Raw genomic sequence first — 24,459 nt, 5'->3', positions numbered from 1 at the left:
TATGACCAGCTACCACAACAAAATAAGGTAGCTTAACTAGAGCAGAGTATCACTTATAAATAAGCTTTTAGTTGTTCAAACATGTGGGACCACCTCTCAATTGCAGGTGATACACCCTGCTTAAAGCGTGAATACCAAAGATAATGTTCCCCCAATAGCAAATGATTCAAAGTGCCAGCAATGCTTTTAAAATAAAGACCAACATTTTTGTTAAAATCATCATCGGACACAGCTTTTAAACTTTCACAAAGACGCTGGGTTGCCCATATATTGTATTGTGCCAGTATTCTCAAAGAATCTTTATTCATGACTTAAATAAACCATTATTATGGGTGTATAAAATATAATCAGCTTGATAAAAATGCCATTTTGACTAGAATAGCGATAAAATCAATAAAGCTAGCTTGATGCTCATGTTAAATCAAATTTTTTGCCAATCGGTGAATCATTTTTCACTTATTTGATTAAGTTATAAATTTTCAACAACTTATTCAAATTAAAAGTGAGATTTATCATGTCTGCCTATCATCAAATACGTGCGCTATATGACCGTGACACGATTACGGTTTATCAAGCCTATAATCAACATATTGCCCATTTAGCAGTCCAACAACAAAAATTTGTTTCACCTTTTTCCTTTCAAAGAATGACATGGATAAAACCTTCATTTTTATGGCTAATGGGACGCATTCATTGGGCGACAAAATCCAACCAAAATCATATCTTAGCAATCCGTATCAAACGTGATTTTTGGGAATATTTACTAGAACAAAGTGTACATACTGACCCGACACTCTCTGGGCATAAAAATGGTGAGCAATGGTTTGAAGCTTTTGAAAATGCAAGGGTACATATTCAGTGGGATCCTGAACGGAATTTAAAAGGAACTAAGCTTGAACAGCGGAGTATTCAAATTGGGATTAGTCGTTTTTTAATTCAAGCGTTTAACAACACTGCGATTCATTCAATCCAAGATATCACCACTCTTGTAGATAAGATGGCGCAATTTCGACGTTTAGGACAGTATCATCACGCTGAAAAACTCTTGCCTAAACAATGTATTTATCCTTTAAATAATGCATTAAAAAAACATTTAGTGATTGGGTAGTTCAGTATGGGAGTTCGCTCCTATACTGATTACACCTTATTGATTACACATCCAATAAATTTACCGATTCAACCTGTACATCACTCATCGTATTGCCTTGTTCAAGCAAGTGATTAAAGTAATCCTCAACGACTTTCGCTTGTTCAACTGTACTTTCCACTTTATACATATTTTGACGAAATTCATTACTTGAATGTAAACCTTTGGTATACCAAGCAATATGCTTGCGTGCAATACGGCAACCTGAGTATTCACCATAGAACTGATAAAGTTCAGACAAATGGCCCAGTAAAACTTGTTTTACTTCTTGAATATCTGGTGCTGCTAAATATTCACCTGTTTTTAAATAATGGGCAATTTCACGAAAAATCCACGGACGCCCTTGGGCTGCACGTCCAATCATAACGGCATCAGCACCAGTATAGTCCAATACATATTTGGCTTTCTCAGGGCTGTCGATATCACCATTGGCAATCACAGGAATAGAGAGCATCTGTTTGACTTCTTTAATCAAACTATAACGTGCCGTATTTAAATACATATCCTCACGGGTACGACCATGTAAGGCTAAGGCTGCAATTCCTGCTTCTTCTGCTCGTTTCGCCACACGGATAATATTCTCATGACCATTTAAAAAACCTAACCGCGTTTTTAACGTCACAGGCACATCCACCGCTTTAACCACTGCATCTAAAATTCGGGCAACCAAATCTTCATCTTTCAGCAATGCTGAACCTGCCAGTTTATTACAAACTTTTTTTGCTGGGCATCCCATATTGATATCGACAATTTGCGCACCATTTGCAACTTGATAACGTGCTGCCTCAGCCAACTGATCTGGTTCAGACCCTGCAATTTGCGCTGAAATCGGTGCTAATTCACCATCAAAATTTGCCCGATATAAACTCTTTTTGGTCATACGTAAGGTCTGATCAGAGGTCATCATTTCACTTACCGCATGCCCAGCGCCAAAGTATTTGCACAGTGTCCTAAACGGACGGTCTGTAACTCCTGCCATAGGTGCAACGATTAAATTATTTGACAGTTGATAAGGACCAATATACATATATATTCATACATTTTTAGACCTTCATAGTATACTGCATCTGCCATAGTGGCTCATCATTTTCTGAGTATGTTTTCTTCGATATGAAAAAATTAGTTCGACATCACGCATTTCTTAAATCTTTCAGCGTGTTAGCTCTTTCTTTAAGCCTAGTTGCTTGTGGTAAAGGTTCATGGTTTGCCAATGAAGATGATGAACAATTAAAACAAGAGCAAATCAGAAAACTGATTCCCAATCGTGTCAATCAACGTGACTCTTGGGCAAAAGACATCTACGATATTTCCAATGAATTAAAAATTCCAACCAACAAAGAAAATATCTGCACCATCATTGCGGTGGTTGATCAGGAATCTAACTTTGTTGCCAATCCTGTTGTACCAGGTTTGGGGGATAAAGCGGTAAAAGAAGTCACCACACGTTTAAATGAAAAATTTGAAGATAAACTTGGAACCACAATTGGTGGTACTGTTGCTTCATATTTTGAGAATGTTTTAAAAAACCAGCCCTCGCCAAATGATAACTATTTAAAACAAATGAGCCGTGTCCGCACTGAAAAAGATTTAGACGTACTTTATCGTGAAATCTTTGACTATATGGCAAAGCATTATCATGTGAGTGCGCTGACGGGTGCGGCCAAATTTGTTGGTCAAGATATTGCTGAAAAAATGAACCCAATCACCACATTAGGTTCCATGCAGGTTCATATCAATTATGCCAAAGAGCATAAACGTAGCAGTATGAACATCAATGAATTACGTGATGACCTGTATACCGAATTTGGTGGTTTATACTATGGAATTCATCGTTTAATGATGTATCCGGCAGACTATGATAAACCGATTTATCGTTTTGCCGACTATAACTCAGGGATGTATTCGAGTCGAAATGCCGCTTTTCAAAAAATGATCGATAAGCTGACTGAAGCTGATCTTGCACTTGATGGTGATTTGCTCTCTTATGACAAAAATGGGGATCCACGTCCAGCGATTACTGATACAGAGAAGGCGCTTACTGCTTTATTTTCAAAAAATAATATTTTAGTTACCCCTCGACAGTTACGTAGTGATTTAAAGGACGAAAAGCAGCAAGATTTTGAAAAAACTCAAACTTATATCGCAGTATCTAAACTTTATAAGAATAAAACGGGCAAAGATCCAATGTATGCCATAATGCCTGAAGTTGTCATTTCTGGGCCTAAATTGAGTCGTGATTATAATACTAACTGGTACGCAAGCCGCGTAAACGGAAGATATGAAACATGTATGCACAGAGCAAAACGTTTAAAAATTTAGCATTATTTGATTTTGACGGTACCTTGTGTAAAAAAGACAGTTTCACAGGGTTTATTTTCTATGCTTTATCAAAAAGACACATCGTAAAGCAAGGCATCAAAATTTTACCGTGGATTCAGGCCTATTATTTAAACATCTACCCTGCCAACTCCATGCGTATCAAATTATTTAATGCAATGTTTAAACAAGCCGATGCCAATGAAATTCAAGATATTGCAAATGAATATGCCCAACGTTTGGTCAGGGAACTGGATCAAAACCTTTATGAGCAATTATTAAAACATCAAGACAATGGTGATGATGTTGTATTGGTTTCAGCATCAGTAGATATTTACCTCAAAATCATTTGTCAAATATTGGATATAGATCTAATCTGTACGGGTACTGAAGTTATAGATGGAAAGTTTACTGGTCACTATTCCACGCCAGATTGTAGTTGTGAACAAAAACGACTACGCATCTTAGAAAAATATGATTTAGACCAATACGACAAAATATTTGCCTATGGCAACAGTGAAGAAGATTTGGATATGCTTCATTTGGCCGACTATCAATATATGGTTGGCAAGGATCAGGTTTTACCCTATTTAGAAGACGAAAAAAAATTGGCTTAATTCAGCACTGAGATTTTTCAATGTCCTATATCAATATCATCATGCCACTCGCTGAATTCTATCCCTATATTCAACATGAGTTAGAGAAATATCAAATTGAAATGGCAATTGAATATTTTGATTCAGATCATAAAATTCAAATGAAAATTGCCACTCCTGATAATTTACAAGAACAACTTAGCCAATATGATCATCCAAATCTTGGCTTCTATTTTCTCGATCAAGCTCAATACATCAGTAAAGATAAAATCTACAAAGATGAATACTGTATATATGCCATTGCAGGTAAAGGTGGTCGAGAAACAGAGGATACGTTAGAAAAAATAAGTTTAAGAATCATCTCAAAAACACCCGATAAAAATATTAAAAGCTTTTTTAATGCGATCAAACGTAAATTAAATAACGATGAAAATTTTGGCAAAGGCGTACAAGGAGGCTCTCGCTTCCATGACCAACACTTTTACTTAAAGTCATGGGTCGGCCATAAAGTTTTTAAATCCGATTTATACAACGAAAAATCACCATTAATCACACCCAAATAAAAACCCCGCCAAAGCGAGGTTATATTTCTTAGAAATCTTAAAACCAATCAATAAATTGACATGTGATTACGATGAATCATTTCTAAAGAACGTGCTTCACCTAGCACCTGATACACTTTATCCGAAGCCAAACCTTTGACAGTTTCAGCAGAACGCGAACTAAAGTTCACTCGTCCAACCGCGACTCGATGACCATACTGATCAACACATTCCACAACATCACCACGATCAAAATGCCCTTCAACAGCTTTCACCCCTACAGGCAACAAACTACGATGGTTTTCCTTGATGGCTTTGACAGCACCATCATCTAAAACCAAACGCCCTGCAGTTTGAAGGTGTGCAGCTAACCACTGTTGATGTGCTGTAACACGATCATCATCAGTAATGAATAAAGTACCCAATAATTCACCCGCCATTAAACGAGCCAATACATTATCACTTTCACCACTGGCAATCAGCGTTGGACAACCTGACTTGGCAGCCAGACGAGCAGCGCGAACTTTGGTCAACATACCACCACGACCAAACTTACCACCACCACCGGCCATATCAAACAAGGTTTCATCCATTGCACGAACAGTATGGAACAATTTTGCATTTGGATTAGAACGCGGGTCTGAATCAAACATCCCTTGCTGATCAGTCAAAATGATCAGTAAGTCTGCATGAACTTGCCCTGCAACCATTGCTGCAAGCGTATCATTATCACCAAAGCGAATTTCATCAGTAGACACTGTGTCATTTTCATTGATTACAGGAATCACTTTCCAATCAATTAAATTTTGCAGTGCATCACATGAGTTAAGATAACGACGGCGATCGGCAAGATCATCATGAGTTAACAAGACTTGTGCTGTTTGGATAAAATGCTTTTCCAACACACTTGACCATGTATGAATTAACCCCATCTGACCAATGGCAGCACAAGCTTGTAGACTGGGTAAATCGGTGGGTCGATTCTCTAGCTTCATACGAACCATCCCTTCAGCCACAGCACCTGAAGACACAAGAATAATCTCGTGTCCTGCATTGTGTAGATCTGCAATTTGTTTCGCCCAATGCGAAATTGCATCCAAATCTAAACCTTGCCCATTTGCTGTGAGTAAAGATGATCCGATTTTAACAACGATACGTTTTAAAGCCTTGAGCTGACGTTGCCCATCTACCACTTCTATCATCTTGTCCTCGGTCTTTCTTTTCTAAATGGGTATCGTTGGAAATGATAGATACCCTTAGAAATTAGCGTACGTAGTACACTTCCATTTCGCCATCATCCTCGCCATCGTCATCCTCATCATCTTCTTCCTCTGCCAAAATACCAGCAAGACGTTGTTGACGACGCATTTCACGATAAGCTTCTTTTGCAGCAATCGTTTGCTCACGTGTTTCAGCTTCAAGCTGATCACGGAATGCTTTCATTTTCGCTGCATACTCTGGATCTTCGTCTTCCAACTCACGTTGTTGCTCGATTTGATCCATGAGGTAATACACAACAGGTTTGGTACCTTCCTCAAGCAAGCCTGAAGTTTTAAATACAGGACCATCCCATTGTAATTCTTCAAGAATATGATTACACCATTCTTCTTGAGTATCATCACTTAATTGATCAAGTTTGTTTAAAACAAGAACAATCGGTAATTGAGCCAATGTAGGTGAGAACTTTTTCAACTCTTCCACAATCGCTTTGGCATTGTAGGCAGGATCTGAACCATCAATCGGTTGTACATCAACAATATGCAACAGAATACGTGTACGTGCTAAATGCTTAAGGAAACGAATCCCTAAACCAGCACCTTCCGCCGCCCCTTCGATCAATCCAGGAATATCTGCCATAACGAATGAACGATGACGATCTGCATCGACCACACCTAAATTCGGTACCATTGTTGTAAATGGATAATCTGCAACTTTTGGCTTAGCTGCTGATACTGCGCGAATAAAGGTAGATTTACCTGCATTCGGCATTCCCAATAAACCTACATCCGCTAGAACTTTTAGCTCTAAACGAATTTCACGATATTCACCTTTAATACCATGTGTACATTTACGCGGAGAACGGTTGGTCGATGATTTGAAATGAGTATTCCCCAAACCACCATCGCCACCATGTGCAACTAAAACCTTTTGGCCATCTTCAACCAAATCACCAATAATATCGCCAGATTCTGTATCTACAATGGTTGTTCCTACTGGAACTTTCAGAATAACTGATTCACCACCACGACCAGCACAGTTTGCGCCAGCACCGTTTTTACCACGTTCAGCGCGAAATTTACGGGTATAACGATAATCTACTAAGGTACTGGTATCGTTGTCAGCTTGAATATATACGCTGCCACCACGACCACCATCACCACCATCTGGACCACCAAATGGTACAAATTTTTCACGGCGAAAACTGGCTACGCCATTGCCACCGTCGCCAGCCTCTACGGTAATGACTGCTTCATCAACAAAGCGCATGTTGCCAATCCTCTAAAATCTTTAAAACCCCATATTCTGCCATATTTTCAAAAATTTCTCGAATAGTATTATTCAGCTGAGCATGAATTTTCTTAAACATTTTTGATCAGAGGCTTGATAATGCATATTTTTATTGGATTTCGATTGTTTTTTATTCACATATTTTTCTATAATCAGTTAGCTGAAAATCAATAATTCAAAATTAAATCACACTTAATTTTATGAATTTCACAATTTCTATTTATTTGCATGCATTTTTTTGATTTTCGATCGTCCAAATTAATTTTAAGGAAAACTCATATTGTCTATTGTCCAACTCAGTGCTGCGCTTGGACCCGCAGAATGTGAACTTGCTGTAAAATATACGCTTGAAGAAATACACAAAGAAGCCAAAACAAAAAAAGATCCACCTCCAACCAATTGAAAGCAATGCGACTCAACATGGTTATTCTTCGGTGCTGCTCAGTATCGATGAGGATGCCCGAATATGGCTCAATACTTGGCTCGGTACAATTCAATAGACGTTTCAAAGTCCAATTCGCCCACAACATAAACGTAAAAACTGGTTTGTAGGCATTACGCTTTTCGATACACCGTTGCAACTCCCTCCAGAAGACACCATCACTTTTCAGACCTGTCGTGCTTCTGGTGCTGGTGGACAGCATGTCAACACAACTGACTCTGCTGTTCATGCAACTCATGTTGCATCTGGAATAAGTGTAAAGGTCATGTCTGAACGGAATCAACATGCCAATAAGCGTGTGGCAAAAGAGTTGATTGCACTCAAACTACAACAACAGATGGAGAGCCAGCAAGCCCATCAGAAACACGCTCAACATTTACAACACGCGTTGATCGAGCAAGGCAATGCTATACGCAGTTTTAAAAAGTAGAAATATGTTAAAAAGAGAATTACATGAAACAAAAACACTATAATTTAAAAGGTTTAGATAGCGAAATTTTAGATATTACAGCTATTGATTCAGATACATGCAAAATTTATATCGTCACCGAAAAAGGCTATTTATATTGCTACAACTTAACTCAACAGCAATTACAACAGCTATCCATAACGCCCCTTCCGCTTCCAATTCTAAATAATCGAGAACTCCGTCATTACGGTACCCCTAAATACCAAATTAAATGTAGTACCAATGGAAAATTTATCGCAGTTTATGTCGATCATGGGCAATTTGGAGTTGTAATAAATACTCAAACACTGGAGACAGTTCTACACATTGATAGTCAAAGTTATTATGAAGATACCGTGTCTTTCTCATTGGCTTTTACACAGTTCAATTCACAAGATATTTGTATTTATAGAAGTGACTGGAATCGACTTGAAGCATTTAATTTAACCACAAATCAGCTTTTGACTGAGCGCTATATTGCAGCTTATGAAACTGAACCTCCTAAACACTATTTAGATTACTTTCATGGCGCGTTATATGTCAGTCCAAACAATGATTATATTTTAGATGATGGTTGGATATGGCATCCTGTAGCTTCTCCCAAAGTTTGGTCACTTAGTCAATGGTTTAAACATAACCCTTTTGAAAGTGAAGATGGCTCAAGTGTCCAAACATTATGTTATCGAGAAAACTGGAATGCTTTAATGTGCTGGCTTGATGATCAACATGTTGCCATTTGGAATATTGAACTGTGGGATCAAGAAGAGTTTGACCTTAAACCTGAACCTAAAAATCGATCAGGAATACATCTTCTTTCACTCGCAAAAACAATGTGGGACGATGATTATTCAGCAAACTATTGGGAAATACCCGAACAAACTCAACAAGTTTTTAATTTATATGCTGATCAAAATTTATTAATAATTGTAGGTGATCAGAATATTACAATTTATGTCATTGCTGATCGAATTTTGTTAAATCAAATCGATAATTTGCGTCCACAAAAGCAATATAAGAATAGGCACAGCTTACTGTCTTTTGCAAATAAAACCATTTATGAAACAAGCTATATCTAAATATTGACATTAAAAAAGGAAGCCTGAGCTTCCTTGATTTACAACACAATAAAATTAAGACTTCTGCAAATCTAATTGAGGTTGATTTGATTCTTCAAGCATTTTACGATCCACTTCAGCTGGGTTATTTAAAGCATCATTGAGCTTCTCAACATCCAGCTTTCCAACCCACTTGGCAACCACAATCGTTGCCAAAGAGTTACCCACCAAGTTAGTCAATGCACGTGCTTCAGACATGAAACGGTCAATCCCTAAAATTAAAGCCAAACCAGCGACTGGGATATTACCTACAGCAGCCAAAGTTGCTGCCATTACAATAAAGCCTGAACCAGTTACACCTGCTGCGCCTTTTGATGAAATCAACAAGACTGCAAGCAAGGTAATTTCATGCCAAATATCCAGTTGAGTATTGGTTGCTTGTGCAATAAAGATCGCCGCCATAGTCAAATAAATAGAGGTACCATCAAGGTTAAATGAATAACCTGTTGGAATTACCAAGCCAACCACAGACTTTTCACAGCCAGCAATTTCAAGCTTTTTCAGCATACGTGGTAATACAGATTCTGAAGAAGATGTCCCCAATACAATCAACAATTCTTCACGAATCATACGAATCATTTTTAAAATGCTAAATCCGCAGAAACGACTGATTGAACCTAGAATAATAAAGATAAACAACAAACACGTGATATAGAAACAAAGAATTAACTGTGCAAGTTGCGCTAAGCTACCAATCCCATACTTTCCAATGGTAAATGCCATCGCACCAAAAGCACCGATTGGCGCAAGTTTCATAATCATATTCACAATGTTAAAGAACACATGCGAAATTTGATCAATCAATCTTAATACTGGTTTTCCAGCATCGCCAAGTTTATGTAATGCAAAACCAAACAATAAGGCAAATAAAAGAACTTGTAGAATTTCACCTTCTGCAAATGCACCCACAACGGTATTTGGAATGATATGCAAAAAGAAATCAACGGTAGATTGTGATGCACCTGATTCCACATACTTACTGATACCAGTGGTATCTAAAGTCGCAGGATCAACATTCATACCAACGCCCGGTTTGGCGATATTGATAACAACTAAACCAATAATCAGGGCAATGGTAGATACGACTTCAAAGTATAAAAGTGCAATACCACCGGTCTTACCCACTGATTTCATGCTTTCCATGCCCGCAATCCCACTGACCACGGTACAGAAAATCACAGGGGCGATAATCATTTTAATGAGCTTAATAAAAGCATCACCTAAAGGTTTGAGTTGTTCGCCTAAACCAGGAACACTTTTCTCTACACCATTGATCAATTGAGTACCACTTGGAAAGTAGTGCCCTACTATCACACCCAAAATAATGGCAACAATCACTTGAAAATAGAGTGACTTATACAGCGGTTTCTTAGCCATGATAATTACTTCTTTCTATATTTCTGTTTGAAGAAATATCCAATGTTAATGCTACCATTTGCTGACACAGCCCAAAATCCCGATAAAAACTTCTGGGAAGTCGGTTTTTAGCAAATAAAAATTCCTTCAGAAAACGACAGTTTTCCAAAACAATGACAACGAATGACGATATTTAAGATTTATTCTCGCTGGCACCTTGGCCAAAAGAATAAATACAGAACAGGAGATAAAAAATAAAACGCTCTTCAAGGCTATTTTAATTAATTTTTGATGATCAATCTCTATGCAAATGTTAATTTCGCCTAACATCTGTGCAATTTATGCTTAGACCTTAGTCTAATATCGTCTATATCTATACGATTTAGATCCATTTATGGCATAGTGTATTCCACTGTCTCCTCTCCCTTGATCCATTTGACATGAATACAAAACGCAATCTTTATAAAGACTTTGAACATCCTTTTGCGCAGTTTGTGCGAATTGTTGGTAAAGGGAAAAATGGTGCACGATCATTAACTTATGATGAAGCTTATCAAGCTTTTTCAATGATTTTGAAAAATGAAGTCTTAGACGTACAACTTGGCGCATTTTTAATGTTGCTTCGGGTCAAAGAAGAGTCTGTAGATGAACTGACAGGCTTTGTCCAAGCGACCAAAGACCAATTGAATTTTCAACCACTTGCTGTGGATTTAGATTGGTCATCTTATGCAGGTAAACGCAAACATTACCCGTGGTTTTTATTGGCAGCCTTAACACTCTCAAAGCATGGCTATAAGATCGTGATGCATGGTGCATCAGGGCATACCATGAACCGTGTGTATACTGAACAAGTCTTAGAATACTTAGGCTTTCCAATTTGCCAAAATGAAGTACAGGTCAAACAGCAACTAGACACCCAAAATTTTGCTTATTTGCCTTTAAATGTAATCTCTCCAATCTTGGCAGATTTGATCAATCTTAGGAATGTGATGGGTTTACGCTCACCGATTCACACACTGGCTCGTTTGATTAATCCATTCAATGCCAAAGCAACCTTACAGGCAATTTTCCACCCTGCTTATCGTAGTTCACATCAACAAGCTGCCTTTCAATTAGGTTATAAAAATAGTGCTGTGATTAAAGGTGAAGGTGGCGAGTTTGAGCGCAATCCAGATGCCAAAACCCTCATCTGTGGTATTCAAGATGGTGAACTTTATGAACATGAATTGCCTAAATTAACCGATAACCGCAGCCCAACAGAAGAACAGCTTGATCTCGCTGTTTTTAAAGCGGTTTGGGAAGGCCAACAAGCACATGAGTATGGAGAAATTGCCATCACTGAAACAATGGGCATTGCTTTATATACCATGGGTATTGTAAATAACTATCCAGAAGCCATGAGTAAAGCAAAACATCTTTGGAACACGCGTTTCTAATTTCATCTTTAAACACAAGCGTGAACGTTATTAATTACGCTTTTGGATAAAATAAAAATCAGCCCAATAGGGATAACTTTTTCCAGAAGAATGAATATTGATGAGTTGCAACTGATCACCTATTTTGACATCGATATTATTGGATTGATAAGGACCAGATAAATAAGCATCTTTTTGCTTTCCAATCAGACTTGAACAATATAGATGATGCGTTTTTATCTTTTTTGATGCGTCGGCTGTATAAGCATTACGGATCTTTATACCAATTAACAGCATGGGATAACCATCATTTTTAATTGATGTATATTGTGTAACAGGCGTTTGGAAATTTTGACTTGCGGTTACGGTAACATCTAATAAACATTGAATACTTCTTGCATCACTTGTTCGCTCAGCGAATACACTGGTCGAAATTGCAGTGATACAAAATAAACTGAGTCGAGCAAGCTTTATTGTTTTTAGTCGCGTTATTGTTTTGAGCAGCTTGAGCATTTTAATCTCTTTATCTTTTTTTAAGATTTTTATCATTCTGAATATCTTTATCACCTTATTACGCACTTCTCGTTTAAACGTATTTATCTTTTTAATAGCATCATGATTGAAACAGTTTAAATATTATTGTTTTTTAAATTGAGTGTTTGAATCACAAAGTGAAACTACTTTGTGATTCAAGGGTTCTTTTGCTCAGTTAGATAAAACGAATCGGTTTAAATTCTGGCTCAGGCACATGCGAATCACATTCCTCACCTTCTTCTTTATGCCCTTTATCGATATAACCTGTACGTTCTTTTTCAGGTATATTCTGATGTTCCCAAGCAATCACTGCTTGCATACAGGTTTGACGTTGCTCAGCAGTCAACGCCACACCATTTGGCCATTTACCAATTTCTACCGCAGTTTTTAAACGCTCAACAATGTCAGCATCTAAAATAGAAAGCATCTGTTCAATATTCATGGTCAATCCCGCTGAAAAGAATCAAAATCTTGATTCCAGCCAAGTTTAGTACGACAAGCCATATAGAAGTCATAACCTGGTGGATGTAAAAGTATTAGTTTGAAGGGATGTTTACGAATATGCAAACTATCACCGACATTTAATGAAACGCTATGCTGTCCATCGGCACTGACCATCGGCAACACACGGTTTTCACGAATCAATATCTTAATTTCGCTTTGCCCACCCACCACAATCGGTCTTGATGACAACGTATGTGGGTGCATTGGAACCAAAGCAATCGCATCCATACTTGGATGTAAAATTGGTCCGCCACCAGATAAGGCATATGCCGTTGAACCTGTCGGAGTCGATACAATTAAACCATCGCTGTGTTGGCGATAAACATATTGCCCATCAATGTTCAGCTCAAAATCAATCATATGAACAGATTTACCAGAATGAAGTACCACATCATTCAAAGCGATTGCATCATAAATTATTTCATTTTTACTGCGAATTTCAATTTCCAATAAGAAGCGACGATCAAGCTGAAACTCACCTTTTAAAACTTGATCTAACTTAAACAGCACTTCAGTGGGTTTTATATCTGTTAAAAAACCTAAGCGACCGCGGTTCACCCCAAGTACAGGAATATTGTATTTTACCAATGCACGTGCAGCATGTAATAAAGAACCATCACCACCCACAACAATAACCAAATCAACCACTTCACCGAGCAGATTCTTACTGACAGTTTGTGTATTGGTATAAGGTACAAGTTGTGCTGTAGCTGTATCAAAAACTGGATGCAGACCCAAACTTAATAAATGATCGTGTATAAGACAAAGCGTATCAACCACAGATGATTTATCTGGTCTTCCAATTAAACCGATATTACGAAAGGTCTTTGGTGAAATTTGCACAGACGCGGTAGCTCCACTGAAATTCTGAGATATAATAACACTCTCAGTATATGTTTATAAAATCATTCATATACGAAAAATAACGAGAATGTTTAAAAAGCCTTTAAATTTGTGTATTTCACAGATTTATTATTGCAAAATTAAGAAAAGCTTCGCATGATTAGCGAAAATAAATTTGGGTATTATTATCTGTATATGAAGACCGAACGTGGTATAGGCTTAATTGCACTGATTTTTTGTGTATTAATTATTGCAGTATTTCTCGCATTTAGCGTCTACTTAATTCGCCTCGACAATGTTATTCGAGATAAGTTTGAAGGCAATCGCTGGGATATTCCTGCGAAAGTATTCGCTCGTCCATTAGAAATCTATGCAACTGCGCCAATTGCCCAAATAGAGTTTGAACAAGAACTCAAATTACTCGGTTATAAAAACAGTGATAGCTATACCAAATCGGGAACCTATATTACCCAACCGAATACAATTTACGTTCATACACGTGGCTTTGACTTTGGTGACAGTGTAGATCCAGAACAAGTCCTACAAGTGACCTTTGCTGGTGATACTGTTACAGATGTAAAAGCCACCAAACCGACCAATACTGGGATCGCACGTTTAGAGCCAATGTTAATTGGTGGTATCTACCCGCAACACAATGAAGACCGTGTCCTCATTAAATTAAATAAAGTTCCTAAGCCTTTAATTGAAGCTTTAATCGCAACAGAGGATAGAAACTTTTATCGCCATCATGGTATTTCATTCCGTGGTACAGCGCGAGCATTACTCAGTAACGTGACCGGTGGTAAACGTCAGGGTGGTTCAACACTCACCCAACAGTTGGTTAAGAACTTTTTCTTAACCCCTGAAAAGACCTTAAAACGTAAAGTGAATGAAGCCCTGATGTCGCTGTTATTAGAGCTTCATTACAGCAAAGACGAAATTCTAGAAGCCTATTTAAATGAAGTGAATTTAGGTCAAAGTGGTAACTATTCTGTCAATGGTTATGGCTTAGCTTCACAATTCTATTTCGGCTTACCACTCAGCGAATTAAATATTTCACAACAAGCATTTTTGGTCGGTTTAGTTCAAGGTCCTACCCTATTTAACCCTTGGAAAAATCCTGAAGGCGCAAAAAAACGTCGCGATATTGTGCTAAATAATATGCTGGTGATGGGATACTTAGACCAAGCGCAATATGAAAAAGAAATTGCACGTCCGCTTAATGTGGTTCGTAAACCAACATTAGGTACAGCAAGCTTCCCAGACTTCTTAGATATTGTACGTCGTCAACTTAAAACTGAATACCAAGAATCAGATTTAACCAACCAAGGTTTAAGAATTTTTACGACACTTGATCCAATTGCACAAACTAGAGTGCAAAAGAGCTTTAGAGAAACGGTGAGCCGTTTAGCCAATGCGAACCCAGCAAGATTAAAAGACCTACAAGGCGCTGTTTTAGTTACTCGCCCTGAAAATGGCGAATTAATTGCCGCTGTTGGTTCAACCCAAGACTTTACTGGCTTTAACCGTACTGTAGATGCTAAACGTCAAGTGGGTTCTTTGCTTAAACCTGTGATTTATTTAAGCGCGTTGGAATCAGGTCGTTATAACTGGGCATCACAAATTGAAGATGCGCCAATTAGTTTACCTGTCAGTGGTAATCAAACTTGGACACCAAAGAACTATAGCGGAACAGGTCATGGCTATGTTCCGATGTCTCAAGCTTTAGCAAACTCATATAACTTGTCTGCTGTGCGTTTAGGTAATGAATTTGGGATCTCTACTTTTAGCAATAACTTGTCTAAATTTGGCGTGACCTCAAAGATTCCAAACTACCCATCTATTTTCCTTGGGGCTGTTGATATGTCACCAATGGAGGTGATGAGTATTTATGGTAACTTTGCAACAGGTGGATTTAAATATCCAACCAAAGCCATCCGTACTGTTGTAGATTCTAATGGTCGTTTATTAGAACGTTTTGGTTTAAATGTACAACAGACCATAGACCCTTCTGCTGCCTTCTTATTGAACTTTGGCTTACAACAAGTCATGTCCGCAGGTACAGGTAAAGCGGCCTACAACACATTACCAGCTGACCTCAAACTTGCGGGTAAATCAGGTACAACCAACGATACCCGTGATTCTTGGTTTGCTGGATACTCAGGCAATAATTTAGCAGTGGTGTGGTTAGGCTTAGACAACAATAAAATTACTGGGCTTACAGGTTCATCAGGTGCATTACCTGTCTGGATCAATGTCATGAAGCAATTACGCCAAAAACCAGTGAATTTACGTCAAACAGATGATATTTCATGGCAATGGATTGACTCTCGAACTGGGGAGCTTTCAGCACAAGGCTGTGAAGGCGCGCTATATATTCCATTATTACGCCACACTGTCCCTAATCGTGCGACAGAGTGCGGCATGCCATATTATCAAGTTGATCCTCAATCCACACCTGATACGCAACAAAACACTTCACAACCACATTCAAGTGATAGTATAGAAAACTATATTCGCGAAAGTGAAGACAGTTTAGATCAGGACTCAAGAGGTCATGTGATCTCGAGTGGTAGTTATAACAACTAGGGTCTGTTAAATATACGGGTAAATTGGCTTTAAATAGGAATTTGTGATGAAACGAAATGTAAGCACAATCGCTTATATTCTAAGTTTAAGCGGACTATTAACTTTGGCTGGGTGTCAAACAACACCCCAACAAAATTCTAAACCGAGCAAATCTGTTGAAAAGCCAGAATCTAAACAACCTGACCATGGGATTGCTACACCAGATGGGGTAAAAATTACCCCTTATGAACGCCCTGAAATTAAACGTGAAAAAGTTCCTGTCGTGATTGCTCCGCAATCCAAGCCTCAAACGCAAAAATTTGAGGATGGGGAAAATATCCCAGCATTTAAACAGCTCATCCAACAAACTCAAACCGCATATCAAAAGGGCCAATGGGATGAAGCTGAACGTTATGCAATCCATGCACAACGTATAGCACCACAATCGGCACAAGTGTTCTCTTATTTGGCTCAAATTGCCAATCAGAAGAAACAGTATGCGAATGCTGAATCTCTAGCGCGACGTGGTTTAAGTTATGCGCAAAGTCCATCCCAAAAGAAAACCTTTTGGAATGTTATTTTGCAGGCTGCTCAGCAATTAAAAAGTCAACAGAGCATCGCAGAAGCGCAAAAACAGTTACAACGCTTATAACTGTTTAAGCCAATATCTCTGCTCGATTAAAAATTTCGAATCCCAGCAATCCCGTATGCATAATGCTGTTGTGCAATCGCTAAATCAGCTTGGCTTAATCCGCCCAATGCAAAGATGGGTAAATCACAGGTCTTGGCATATTCAGCAAATTTTTCCCATCCAAGCGCATGGGCTTCAGGATGGGTCTGGGTTGCAAATACGGGACTTAAAATCACAGCATCAAAACCCAATGTCTGTGCTCGCTGTATAGACACCAGATCATGACATGCTGCTATACAACGTAGACCGATTGGTAACTGCCCAATGTGTAAATCCATCAATTGATGCTGTTTATAATGTACAGCAGCTATACTTTTTTGAAGATGCTCAGACAACTGTTGCCACAGCTCTATATTGACAATCAAGCGAGATAAGGCATTTGGAGCTAACTGTGAAATTTGTGTTACAGCAACCTGATCTGCAATCGTTCTAAAATAAAAAAATTGCGCGTTGTCATTTGGACTTTTTTCTATTCTCAATGCTGAAAGATTGTCGGAGATTTTAATTTGATGCGACCAGTACAAGCGTTGAATGATCGCTTGATTGGCTTTAGGAAAATTAAGCGCAAATAGTTGATCACGTCCATACCATGTCCAAGGTTTCTGAATATCATGCAAATATTGTTCAGGAACCGTAGCATGAAAAAAATGGAGAAACACTTCAACATCATCATAAACATGATGAATCAGGTCAAAAGCACGCCATTGCTCGATACCTATTCCAACTTCCTCAAAGATCTCTCGACGACATGCTTCGACAGGTGTTTCCCCTACTTCAATTTTGCCACCAGGAAATTCATATTTATTACCCTGATGCTGATCTGCATTGCGCCAACCGACCAACACCTTCCCACGATGAAGTAATAAAGCAATAGCCACATGAATATTGGGTTTAGACATAAAAATCGACACCTGAATTTTTAATGAATTGTAAGCAATTATAGAAATTTTATAAATGATAAAAATTATCGTTGACAGATCTATTCGATAATGATTATCATTTAAATCACTTAGACAGCACCCCACACGGAGTAACAATAATGAACGCACCTTTTAGCCTATTCACACGTAACACAGAAGCTCACCAATCTCTTCCGATGTTACATTCAAATAACTTATTTGCATTAGGGCGCGAAATTCGCATCATGCATGCTGGAGAAGAATATCGCTTACGTTTAACACGTAACAATCGTCTAATTTTGACCAAATAACTATAAAAACATTAAGTTAAAACAAAAAACGTGGGAACAAGCAGTATGAATCAGCGCATACTGCTTTTTAATTTTGTCAGTTGAATTTTAATGCTTGTCTATTGATTTTTATACAACACCCTATCTCTATAAAACAATTCACCAATGAAATGTTAAACATTCAATAAAAATGCCCATTTAATCGCACAGCTTTAACGTAAATAAACACAAACGCTCAAACCACCATATTCGGAAGCAGTAAACTGAATCTCTCCATGATGCAGATCGATCACCTTTTTACAAATTGACAAACCCAAGCCTGAACCTTGTGTTTTGCTCCCCAAAGCTCGGTAAAAACGTTCACCTAAACGATCTAAGATGTCTTGAGGAATACCCTCACCATCATTTTGGATTTCAAAGAAATTACAATTATTTAATGGTCCAATCTGAATATAAATATTGCCCTGTAATGGCGTATAACGAATTGCATTATCGACAAGATTGCGAATACAAATAAACAGTAATTCTTCATTTACATAGACCTGAACATCTTCGCTTTGAATATGAATCTGAATCTGCTTGTCATCTATAAATGGGGCCAAGCTATTTAACACATGCTGAGTCATTTGCCCCAGACTTATCCAAGTCTTCGGTAATTCACTGGCATCCGCTGGATCTAATCGTGCCAAAAGCAAAAGATTTTCAAGGACCAGCGTTCCTCGATTCACATCATTTTGAATACTATTGAGTTGCTGATAAATCTCAGGAACCTCTGCATATTTGCGTTGTAATAACTGCAAACGCATTTGTATCGCAGAAAGTGGCGAACGTAATTCATGTGATGCATCTGCGGTAAAACGTTGTTCAGCAATTAAAGCTTGATCTAGTCGAACAAGCATTTGATTAAGCTGATTAACCATCGGCTCAAGTTCTTTAAATGCAGGTTGTCGCTGAATTAAGCTGAGATCATTGGCATTTTTCTCAGCAATTTCCGTCGAAAGCAGTTGAATGGATTTAAATTGTTTTTTAACTGAGAAATGTAAAATCAGCCATTGCAGCAACCAGAGACTTAATAAAACCAATAAATAGCTGATAAAACTTTGTAATAAGTCTTTAAAACGGACACTTAAGGGCTGTACAACATAGACGCTTAACTGAGAATCTTGATCAATCGCTCTGTAGCTACGTAACAACTTATCCTTTGACCAAATAAATCCATATCCATTTCCTTCATGTTCAGATAGGAGATTGGCTTGACCTTGTTGCAAATCAAATTCGGGTGAGTGGGTCAACATCACCTCACCATTCATCAATCGGTACTGAATATCAAATTCATCACTTAACTCATCCAATTGAAAACCAGAAGTCGCACTTAAATCTGAGATCAGAAGCATATCTGCAACTTCATCCATGATTTCATCTTGTACCTTCATATTGTGATAAATCGAAAGGCTCACCAGAAGTATCAGCGCAAAAATACCTGCCACAATTGAACTTAGCATGGAGGTCTTAATCAGCTTGGTTTGTAGTGATACTGCCTGTGTCATATTCATCCTATTGAAATCATTAAAAGTAATGATGAAATATTCAATCTTGCTCTTTATTCATACGATAGCCCAAGCCACGGATTGTTTTGATCAAATGTCCACCAATCTTCTTACGCAATTGATAGATATAAACTTCAATCGCATTACTTTCAATTTCATCTCCCCAAGCATAAAGTGATTCTTCCAATTGCTCACGTGTCACAATATGTTCAGGCTTTTGCATCAATTTATATAAAATTTGAAATTCTTTTGCGGTGAGATGAACAACTTGCTGATCCTGAAATACCGTTTTCGCTTGAGTATCTAACACTAAATTTTCATATTTTATTTCATGTAAATTTGTGACTTGAGTTTGTCTGAGCTGTGCCCGTACTCGGGCAGATAATTCTTCTAAACTAAAAGGCTTTACCAGATAGTCATTTGCACCGAGATCCAAACCTTGCACACGATCTTGAATACTGTCTCTCGCCGTAAGAAAAATCACAGGAATTTCTGGAAATTGACGTTTTAACAGTTTGAGAATTTCATCACCAGTGGCTTTGGGCAAACCACGATCTAATAAGATACAGTCATATTGATGCTGTTCTATGGCTAAAATTGCATGATCACCACGTTCAACCCAATCTATATTGTAGCCATCCATTTCCAACCAAGATTTAATACTTTCAGCTTGTGAACTATCATCTTCAGCGAGCAAAATTCGCATAGAACCTCTCTCTCCTTTTAGGCAGACAAAGCCTTGATCAAAATAAAATCTGCTGTTTGTTGCTGTTCATACTTATTGAACATAGGTAAAGACCACATGCATACACATGTAGTCTTAGAGAATATAACTAGAATCTGCTGTGATTTGTTTTAATGGATAAAATAATTAAAAATTCACGGCATCCACATCAATTTCTACACGTTTTGTCGGTTTATAATCGATATCGACCTCACCAAACAATGTCACTGTAGCATTTGCCGCGATCGGTTTACCTTGCCATAATTCATCATCAATATCGACAGTAATGCTACCTGTGCTATCACGGAATTGATATTTTTCGTCACCGATTGCTTTGACCACGTTACCACGAAGCTGCACTTTGGTATCATCTTTCAATGTTAAAGCTTGTTTTACTGTGGTTAAACTTGGTGTAAGCGCTGATTGATTTACTGCTGTGTTTGCAGTGGCAAAACTTGTTAAACCAATCAAGCTTGTGGTTAAAATTGTTTTCGCAAGGATGTTCATTGTTGTGTCCTCATATCGGTTCATCGTTTCGATAGAAGCATTAAAACAAACCAACATGAGGTGAATCTTAGGATTTCTTCATTTGCTATTTTAAGTCAAAATTAATTTAAAGGCACAACTCTAAGGACTTCTTCCAGCGTGGTTATGCCTTCTAATACTTTACGTGCACCAGCAATTCTTAATGGTTCAATGCCTTCTTTTTTTGCCTGCATTTTTAAATCATCTAAAGTCACGCCTGCACTAATTCTCTGCTTTGCCTCAAGGCTAATTGGCATAAACTCGTAAATCCCAACACGACCTTTATAACCTGTTTGACGGCATTCCTCACACCCAACTGCTTTATATACAAAATTAGGCATTTTGGTCTGATAGCCAAATGTCAAATGTTTCCACTCTTGTTCATTGATAAAGGTTTCTTGTTTGCAATGCGGACAAAGCTTACGCACTAAACGCTGAGCCAATACTCCCAAAATCGTTGCAGCGGTTAAAAAAGGTTGCACACCTAAATCATGCAAACGTGTCAGACTTGATGGCGCATCATTGGTATGCAGAGTTGAAAGCACTAAATGACCTGTTAATGCAGCCTGAATGGCCATGTTGGCAGTATCTTGGTCACGAATTTCTCCAACCATAATAATATCTGGATCTTGACGCATCAAAGCACGGATACCATCAGCGAAACCTAGCTCAATCCCTTGATTGACCTGCATCTGGTTAAAACTTGGCTCCAACATCTCAATTGGATCTTCAATGGTACAGACGTTCACTTGCTCGGTTGCCAATTGTTTTAACGAAGAATAAAGCGTGGTAGTTTTACCTGAACCTGTGGGGCCAGTCACCAAAATAATGCCATGACTATGTTGAGTTAAAGCATGCCATTGTGCCAATAAATGTTCATCAAAACCTAATTGTTGGAAACTTCGTACCAAAACTTCTGGGTCGAAGATACGCATCACCAACTTTTCACCAAAAGCAGTTGGCAAAGTTGAAAGACGTAGCTCGGTTTCTTGCCCTTTCGGTGTCCGTGTTTTTAAACGCCCATCCTGAGGTTTACGTTTTTCTGCAACATTCATACGGCCTAAAATTTTAATCCGTGAAATAACTGCGGTTAAGGTATTGGCTGGCATATTATAAATTGTATGCAGTACCCCATCGATACGAAAACGAATTTTACCTTTTTCCTTACGCGGTTCTAAGTGAATATCACTCGCCCCTTGCTCAAAAGCAAACTGTAAAACCCAATCGACAAGTTTCACAATATGCTGATCATTGGCATCTGGATTCTGGGTATCACCCAATTGTAAAAGTGCTTCTACACCCTTATTTTCTTTATCATAGGCACTGGATTTTTGTGAGTTGCTGACCGCTTTACTGACTTGATAGTACTCAGTTAAATAACGTTGTAATAACTCAGGATTCAATACTACTTTTTCGATTTTTTTTGGACTTAAACTACGTTCTAAATTATGTACCCAATCCGTTATAAAAGGCTGTGCTGTACCAATCAGAATTTTATCGGCACTGACTTCAACTGCTAAAATTTTATTTCTTATTGCAAACTCTTGTGACATGACATTGGTTAGTGAAGTCACATCGGCCTTTAATGGATCAATCGTAAATGAATTGAGTTCGGCTTTTTCAGCTAACCATTCTGTTAGCGTAGTCAATGTCAGTCTTTTTATTGGATTTTTAGCATCGACGAGCTTAAAGCTGGCAATCCATTGCAAAGGATGCCACTTCAACTGATCGCGTTGTCGATGGGTGGTTTGTACCAATAGTTTTTCACGCTCTGTAATACGACCATCTTTTAATAATTGTTCTAAACACCAAGCTGTATCAATTTCAAAATTAAATTGCATTGTTATATCCCCGAAACTCAATCTACTATAACAAAATTAATTGTTGTATTTCTTGGATTTTCTAAATTCAATAATGTATTTAACGTAAGGCTAAAAAATAAACTTTTGTTTTTCTAAAACTTTGCGATACATTGAAATCATTCTATTAATTCATGGTCTTATTTGGAGAGCACTATGAATTTTATATCGCTATATCCATTTTCATTTGGCTCTTATACTGATTTCCTCACCATCATTGCGGCTGCATTGGGTTGTGGTCTACTTATCGGTCTTGAACGTGAACGAAGTCAGCAACGTGAAAATCAAAATAGTTTTGCGGGTTTAAGGTCTTTTGCTATTTGTGCTTTACTTGGTGCTGTTTGTTTTTTGTTTGGTCCCTATTTTGGCATTGCGGGTGCATTCATTACAGGTGGTATCGTCATTTATTCTTTAAAGAATCAAACTGATGATCCCGGTATAACTACTGAAATTGCATTTATACTCACTTATTTTATCGGTGGAATGTGCGTTTGGAATATTTCTTTTGCCGCAGGTTTATCGGTCATCCTCACCGTCTTGTTGATGACCAAACATTCTATGCATGGCATTGCCGGGAAATGGATTACAGAATCTGAATTTAAAGATGGAATTTTCTTACTGGCATTGTTATTAATTGCATTGCCACTGACACCAAACAAAGCTTTATGGGGTGCTGTGCTTAATCCCTATGTTATTTTAAAATTACTCACCTTAATCTTGGCGGTGCAAGCACTTGCACATATTGCCAAACGATTATTGTCATCAAAAAATGCTATGCTGTTGTCTTCGCTTGCTTCAGGTTTTGTTTCCAGTACCGCTACCATTGCCAGCTTAGGATTAGAAGTCCGAAATGGACGTGCAGAAGCCAAAGCCAATGCTGGGGCAGCATTAATGTCTTGCGTGGCAACCCTACTACAACTCATGATTATTGTGATTGGTATCAGTATTACTTGGTTCAAACTCATTGTACTGCCCTGCCTAATCGCTATCGCGATACTAACCATTTTTGCCTTATGGTTTATGCGTCACACACAACCGATTGAGAATAACCAGCTTGTAGATAGTCGTATGTTTAGTCTAAATGAAGCAGCCATTATTGCAGTGTCGTTAACCTTGATTCAGGCGGGTGTATATGGGCTAAATCTTTTATTGGGTGATGCGGGTTTAATTGCAGGTACGCTTTTGGCCTCATTATTTGAAATTCATGGCGCTTTGGCCACAATTGTCATTCAGGGAGAACCGAGTAATCACATCTTATCTCTCGCCTTTGTTTTAGGTTTAGCAGCACATGCCATTGCGAAATCGATAAATGCATTTTTAAGTGGTGGCAGCCGCTATGCCTTGATCTTTGCTCCAATTCAAATTTTGCATATGACGATGTTTATTACAGTTTTTGTTTGGGTTCTTCAATATTAAAGCACTTTTTGCAAGGATGAAATTGAAAAGCAGCAAAATTATTTTAAGATTTCGATCAATATATAATTATAAAAATTAAGAGAATTTTAAAATTTCATCAAAAAAACGTTGAAAAAATAAAATGTTGAAATATGATGACAGCGAGAATTTTTATACTCATAAATTTTAATATTT

The 24,459-nt window shown here is 38.0% G+C and carries 24 protein-coding genes and 1 pseudogene; 12 read left to right on the top strand and 13 right to left on the bottom strand.

The genetic code is table 11. The annotated features are described in order from the left end of the window. Nucleotides 1–98: 98 nt before the first annotated feature. Nucleotides 99–308 (bottom strand): annotated as a pseudogene (locus tag ACG916_RS16530) (DinB family protein); the annotation flags it as partial. A 206-nt stretch (nt 309–514) separates the two neighbouring features. Between ACG916_RS16530 and ACG916_RS16525 the strand changes: the two are divergent. After that, nucleotides 515–1,108: a DUF4291 domain-containing protein gene (locus ACG916_RS16525; protein ID WP_419328674.1), complete on the top strand. Its 594-nt coding sequence runs from the start codon at nt 515–517 to the stop codon at nt 1,106–1,108. A gap of 43 nt (nt 1,109–1,151) precedes the next feature. Here the strand turns inward: ACG916_RS16525 and dusB are convergent, their stop codons facing one another. Continuing rightward, nucleotides 1,152–2,174, bottom strand: a complete 1,023-nt coding sequence (gene dusB, locus ACG916_RS16520) for a tRNA dihydrouridine synthase DusB (protein WP_336954517.1) — start codon at nt 2,172–2,174, stop codon at nt 1,152–1,154. Nucleotides 2,175–2,257: 83 nt separating this feature from the next. On the opposite strand from dusB, the gene ACG916_RS16515 reads away from it, so the two are divergent. The 3 genes from ACG916_RS16515 to ACG916_RS16505 are packed head-to-tail and all read left to right on the top strand — an operon-like array spanning nt 2,258 to nt 4,622. After that, a complete protein-coding gene (locus tag ACG916_RS16515) occupies nt 2,258–3,466 on the top strand; it encodes a DUF1615 domain-containing protein (RefSeq protein WP_336954516.1) in 1,209 nt (402 codons plus the stop codon). Then, nucleotides 3,433–4,080: an HAD-IB family hydrolase gene (locus ACG916_RS16510; protein ID WP_419328673.1), complete on the top strand. Its 648-nt coding sequence runs from the start codon at nt 3,433–3,435 to the stop codon at nt 4,078–4,080. Before ACG916_RS16515 ends, ACG916_RS16510 begins: the two co-directional genes overlap by 34 nt. Nucleotides 4,081–4,100: 20 nt before the next feature. Then, nucleotides 4,101–4,622 (top strand): hypothetical protein, encoded by a 522-nt coding sequence (locus tag ACG916_RS16505; protein ID WP_336954513.1) that lies wholly within the window; start codon nt 4,101–4,103, stop codon nt 4,620–4,622. A gap of 47 nt (nt 4,623–4,669) precedes the next feature. Here the strand turns inward: ACG916_RS16505 and proB are convergent, their stop codons facing one another. Further along, nucleotides 4,670–5,803 (bottom strand): glutamate 5-kinase, encoded by a 1,134-nt coding sequence (proB, locus tag ACG916_RS16500; protein ID WP_336954512.1) that lies wholly within the window; start codon nt 5,801–5,803, stop codon nt 4,670–4,672. A 61-nt stretch (nt 5,804–5,864) separates the two neighbouring features. After that, the gene (cgtA, locus tag ACG916_RS16495) at nt 5,865–7,088 is read right to left on the bottom strand and encodes an Obg family GTPase CgtA (RefSeq protein WP_336954511.1); all 1,224 of its coding nucleotides are present in this window, start codon (nt 7,086–7,088) and stop codon (nt 5,865–5,867) included. A 301-nt stretch (nt 7,089–7,389) separates the two neighbouring features. On the opposite strand from cgtA, the gene ACG916_RS16490 reads away from it, so the two are divergent. The 3 genes from ACG916_RS16490 (at nt 7,390) to ACG916_RS16480 (ending at nt 9,075) form a co-directional block, all read left to right on the top strand. Then, on the top strand, nt 7,390–7,512 hold the full coding sequence (locus ACG916_RS16490) for a hypothetical protein (protein ID WP_419328671.1): 123 nt from the start codon (nt 7,390–7,392) through the stop codon (nt 7,510–7,512). Between the two features lie 172 nt (nt 7,513–7,684). Further along, nucleotides 7,685–7,981, top strand: coding sequence for a peptide chain release factor-like protein (locus ACG916_RS16485; RefSeq protein WP_419328669.1), 297 nt, complete (start codon nt 7,685–7,687; stop codon nt 7,979–7,981). A gap of 23 nt (nt 7,982–8,004) precedes the next feature. Next, a complete protein-coding gene (locus tag ACG916_RS16480; protein WP_419328668.1) occupies nt 8,005–9,075 on the top strand; it encodes a hypothetical protein in 1,071 nt (356 codons plus the stop codon). 54 nt (nt 9,076–9,129) lie between these two features. Here the strand turns inward: ACG916_RS16480 and ACG916_RS16475 are convergent, their stop codons facing one another. After that, nucleotides 9,130–10,491 carry a dicarboxylate/amino acid:cation symporter gene (locus ACG916_RS16475; RefSeq protein ID WP_004721869.1) on the bottom strand — a complete coding sequence of 454 codons (1,362 nt, stop codon included), beginning with the start codon at nt 10,489–10,491 and terminating at the stop codon, nt 9,130–9,132. A gap of 419 nt (nt 10,492–10,910) precedes the next feature. On the opposite strand from ACG916_RS16475, the gene ACG916_RS16470 reads away from it, so the two are divergent. After that, on the top strand, nt 10,911–11,906 hold the full coding sequence (locus ACG916_RS16470) for a glycosyl transferase family protein (RefSeq protein WP_419328666.1): 996 nt from the start codon (nt 10,911–10,913) through the stop codon (nt 11,904–11,906). 30 nt (nt 11,907–11,936) lie between these two features. Here ACG916_RS16470 and ACG916_RS16465 read toward each other — a convergent pair whose 3' ends face one another. The 3 genes from ACG916_RS16465 to ACG916_RS16455 all read right to left on the bottom strand — a co-directional run bounded on the left by ACG916_RS16465 (nt 11,937) and on the right by ACG916_RS16455 (nt 13,766). After that, nucleotides 11,937–12,398: a hypothetical protein gene (locus ACG916_RS16465; protein ID WP_419328665.1), complete on the bottom strand. Its 462-nt coding sequence runs from the start codon at nt 12,396–12,398 to the stop codon at nt 11,937–11,939. Nucleotides 12,399–12,594: 196 nt separating this feature from the next. Then, the gene (locus ACG916_RS16460) at nt 12,595–12,861 is read right to left on the bottom strand and encodes a YeaC family protein (RefSeq protein ID WP_004721875.1); all 267 of its coding nucleotides are present in this window, start codon (nt 12,859–12,861) and stop codon (nt 12,595–12,597) included. A gap of 2 nt (nt 12,862–12,863) precedes the next feature. Next, nucleotides 12,864–13,766, bottom strand: a complete 903-nt coding sequence (locus ACG916_RS16455; protein WP_004721877.1) for an NAD(+) kinase — start codon at nt 13,764–13,766, stop codon at nt 12,864–12,866. Nucleotides 13,767–13,961: 195 nt separating this feature from the next. On the opposite strand from ACG916_RS16455, the gene mrcB reads away from it, so the two are divergent. Both mrcB and ACG916_RS16445 read left to right on the top strand, forming a co-directional pair. Then, the gene (gene mrcB, locus ACG916_RS16450) at nt 13,962–16,355 is read left to right on the top strand and encodes a penicillin-binding protein 1B (RefSeq protein WP_035371136.1); all 2,394 of its coding nucleotides are present in this window, start codon (nt 13,962–13,964) and stop codon (nt 16,353–16,355) included. Nucleotides 16,356–16,401: 46 nt separating this feature from the next. Beyond that, nucleotides 16,402–16,986, top strand: a complete 585-nt coding sequence (locus ACG916_RS16445) for a tetratricopeptide repeat protein (RefSeq protein WP_419328664.1) — start codon at nt 16,402–16,404, stop codon at nt 16,984–16,986. Nucleotides 16,987–17,012: 26 nt separating this feature from the next. Here the strand turns inward: ACG916_RS16445 and ACG916_RS16440 are convergent, their stop codons facing one another. After that, nucleotides 17,013–17,924, bottom strand: coding sequence for an NUDIX domain-containing protein (locus ACG916_RS16440; protein ID WP_419328663.1), 912 nt, complete (start codon nt 17,922–17,924; stop codon nt 17,013–17,015). Between the two features lie 140 nt (nt 17,925–18,064). On the opposite strand from ACG916_RS16440, the gene hemP reads away from it, so the two are divergent. Continuing rightward, a complete protein-coding gene (hemP, locus tag ACG916_RS16435) occupies nt 18,065–18,235 on the top strand; it encodes a hemin uptake protein HemP (protein ID WP_004721884.1) in 171 nt (56 codons plus the stop codon). 191 nt (nt 18,236–18,426) lie between these two features. Here the strand turns inward: hemP and ACG916_RS16430 are convergent, their stop codons facing one another. The 4 genes from ACG916_RS16430 to tfpB all read right to left on the bottom strand — a co-directional run bounded on the left by ACG916_RS16430 (nt 18,427) and on the right by tfpB (nt 22,851). Next, entirely contained in the window at nt 18,427–19,761 is a 1,335-nt protein-coding gene (locus tag ACG916_RS16430) for a sensor histidine kinase (protein ID WP_336954504.1), read from the bottom strand. Between the two features lie 40 nt (nt 19,762–19,801). After that, nucleotides 19,802–20,467 carry a response regulator transcription factor gene (locus ACG916_RS16425; protein WP_004721888.1) on the bottom strand — a complete coding sequence of 222 codons (666 nt, stop codon included), beginning with the start codon at nt 20,465–20,467 and terminating at the stop codon, nt 19,802–19,804. A gap of 165 nt (nt 20,468–20,632) precedes the next feature. Beyond that, nucleotides 20,633–20,992: a NirD/YgiW/YdeI family stress tolerance protein gene (locus ACG916_RS16420; protein WP_336954503.1), complete on the bottom strand. Its 360-nt coding sequence runs from the start codon at nt 20,990–20,992 to the stop codon at nt 20,633–20,635. 101 nt (nt 20,993–21,093) lie between these two features. Then, nucleotides 21,094–22,851 carry a type IV pilus assembly ATPase TfpB gene (gene tfpB / locus ACG916_RS16415; RefSeq protein ID WP_336954502.1) on the bottom strand — a complete coding sequence of 586 codons (1,758 nt, stop codon included), beginning with the start codon at nt 22,849–22,851 and terminating at the stop codon, nt 21,094–21,096. 174 nt (nt 22,852–23,025) lie between these two features. Between tfpB and ACG916_RS16410 the strand changes: the two genes are divergently transcribed. Beyond that, nucleotides 23,026–24,285 (top strand): MgtC/SapB family protein, encoded by a 1,260-nt coding sequence (locus ACG916_RS16410; RefSeq protein WP_419328661.1) that lies wholly within the window; start codon nt 23,026–23,028, stop codon nt 24,283–24,285. Nucleotides 24,286–24,459 lie beyond the last annotated feature (174 nt).

Origin of the sequence: Acinetobacter legionensis (assembly GCF_048552295.1) — a bacterium.
In the GTDB taxonomy this organism is placed as follows: Bacteria; Pseudomonadota; Gammaproteobacteria; order Pseudomonadales; family Moraxellaceae; genus Acinetobacter.
The sequence above is the reverse complement of the archived record's forward strand: the minus strand, read 5'-3'. Positions and strand labels throughout refer to the sequence as shown.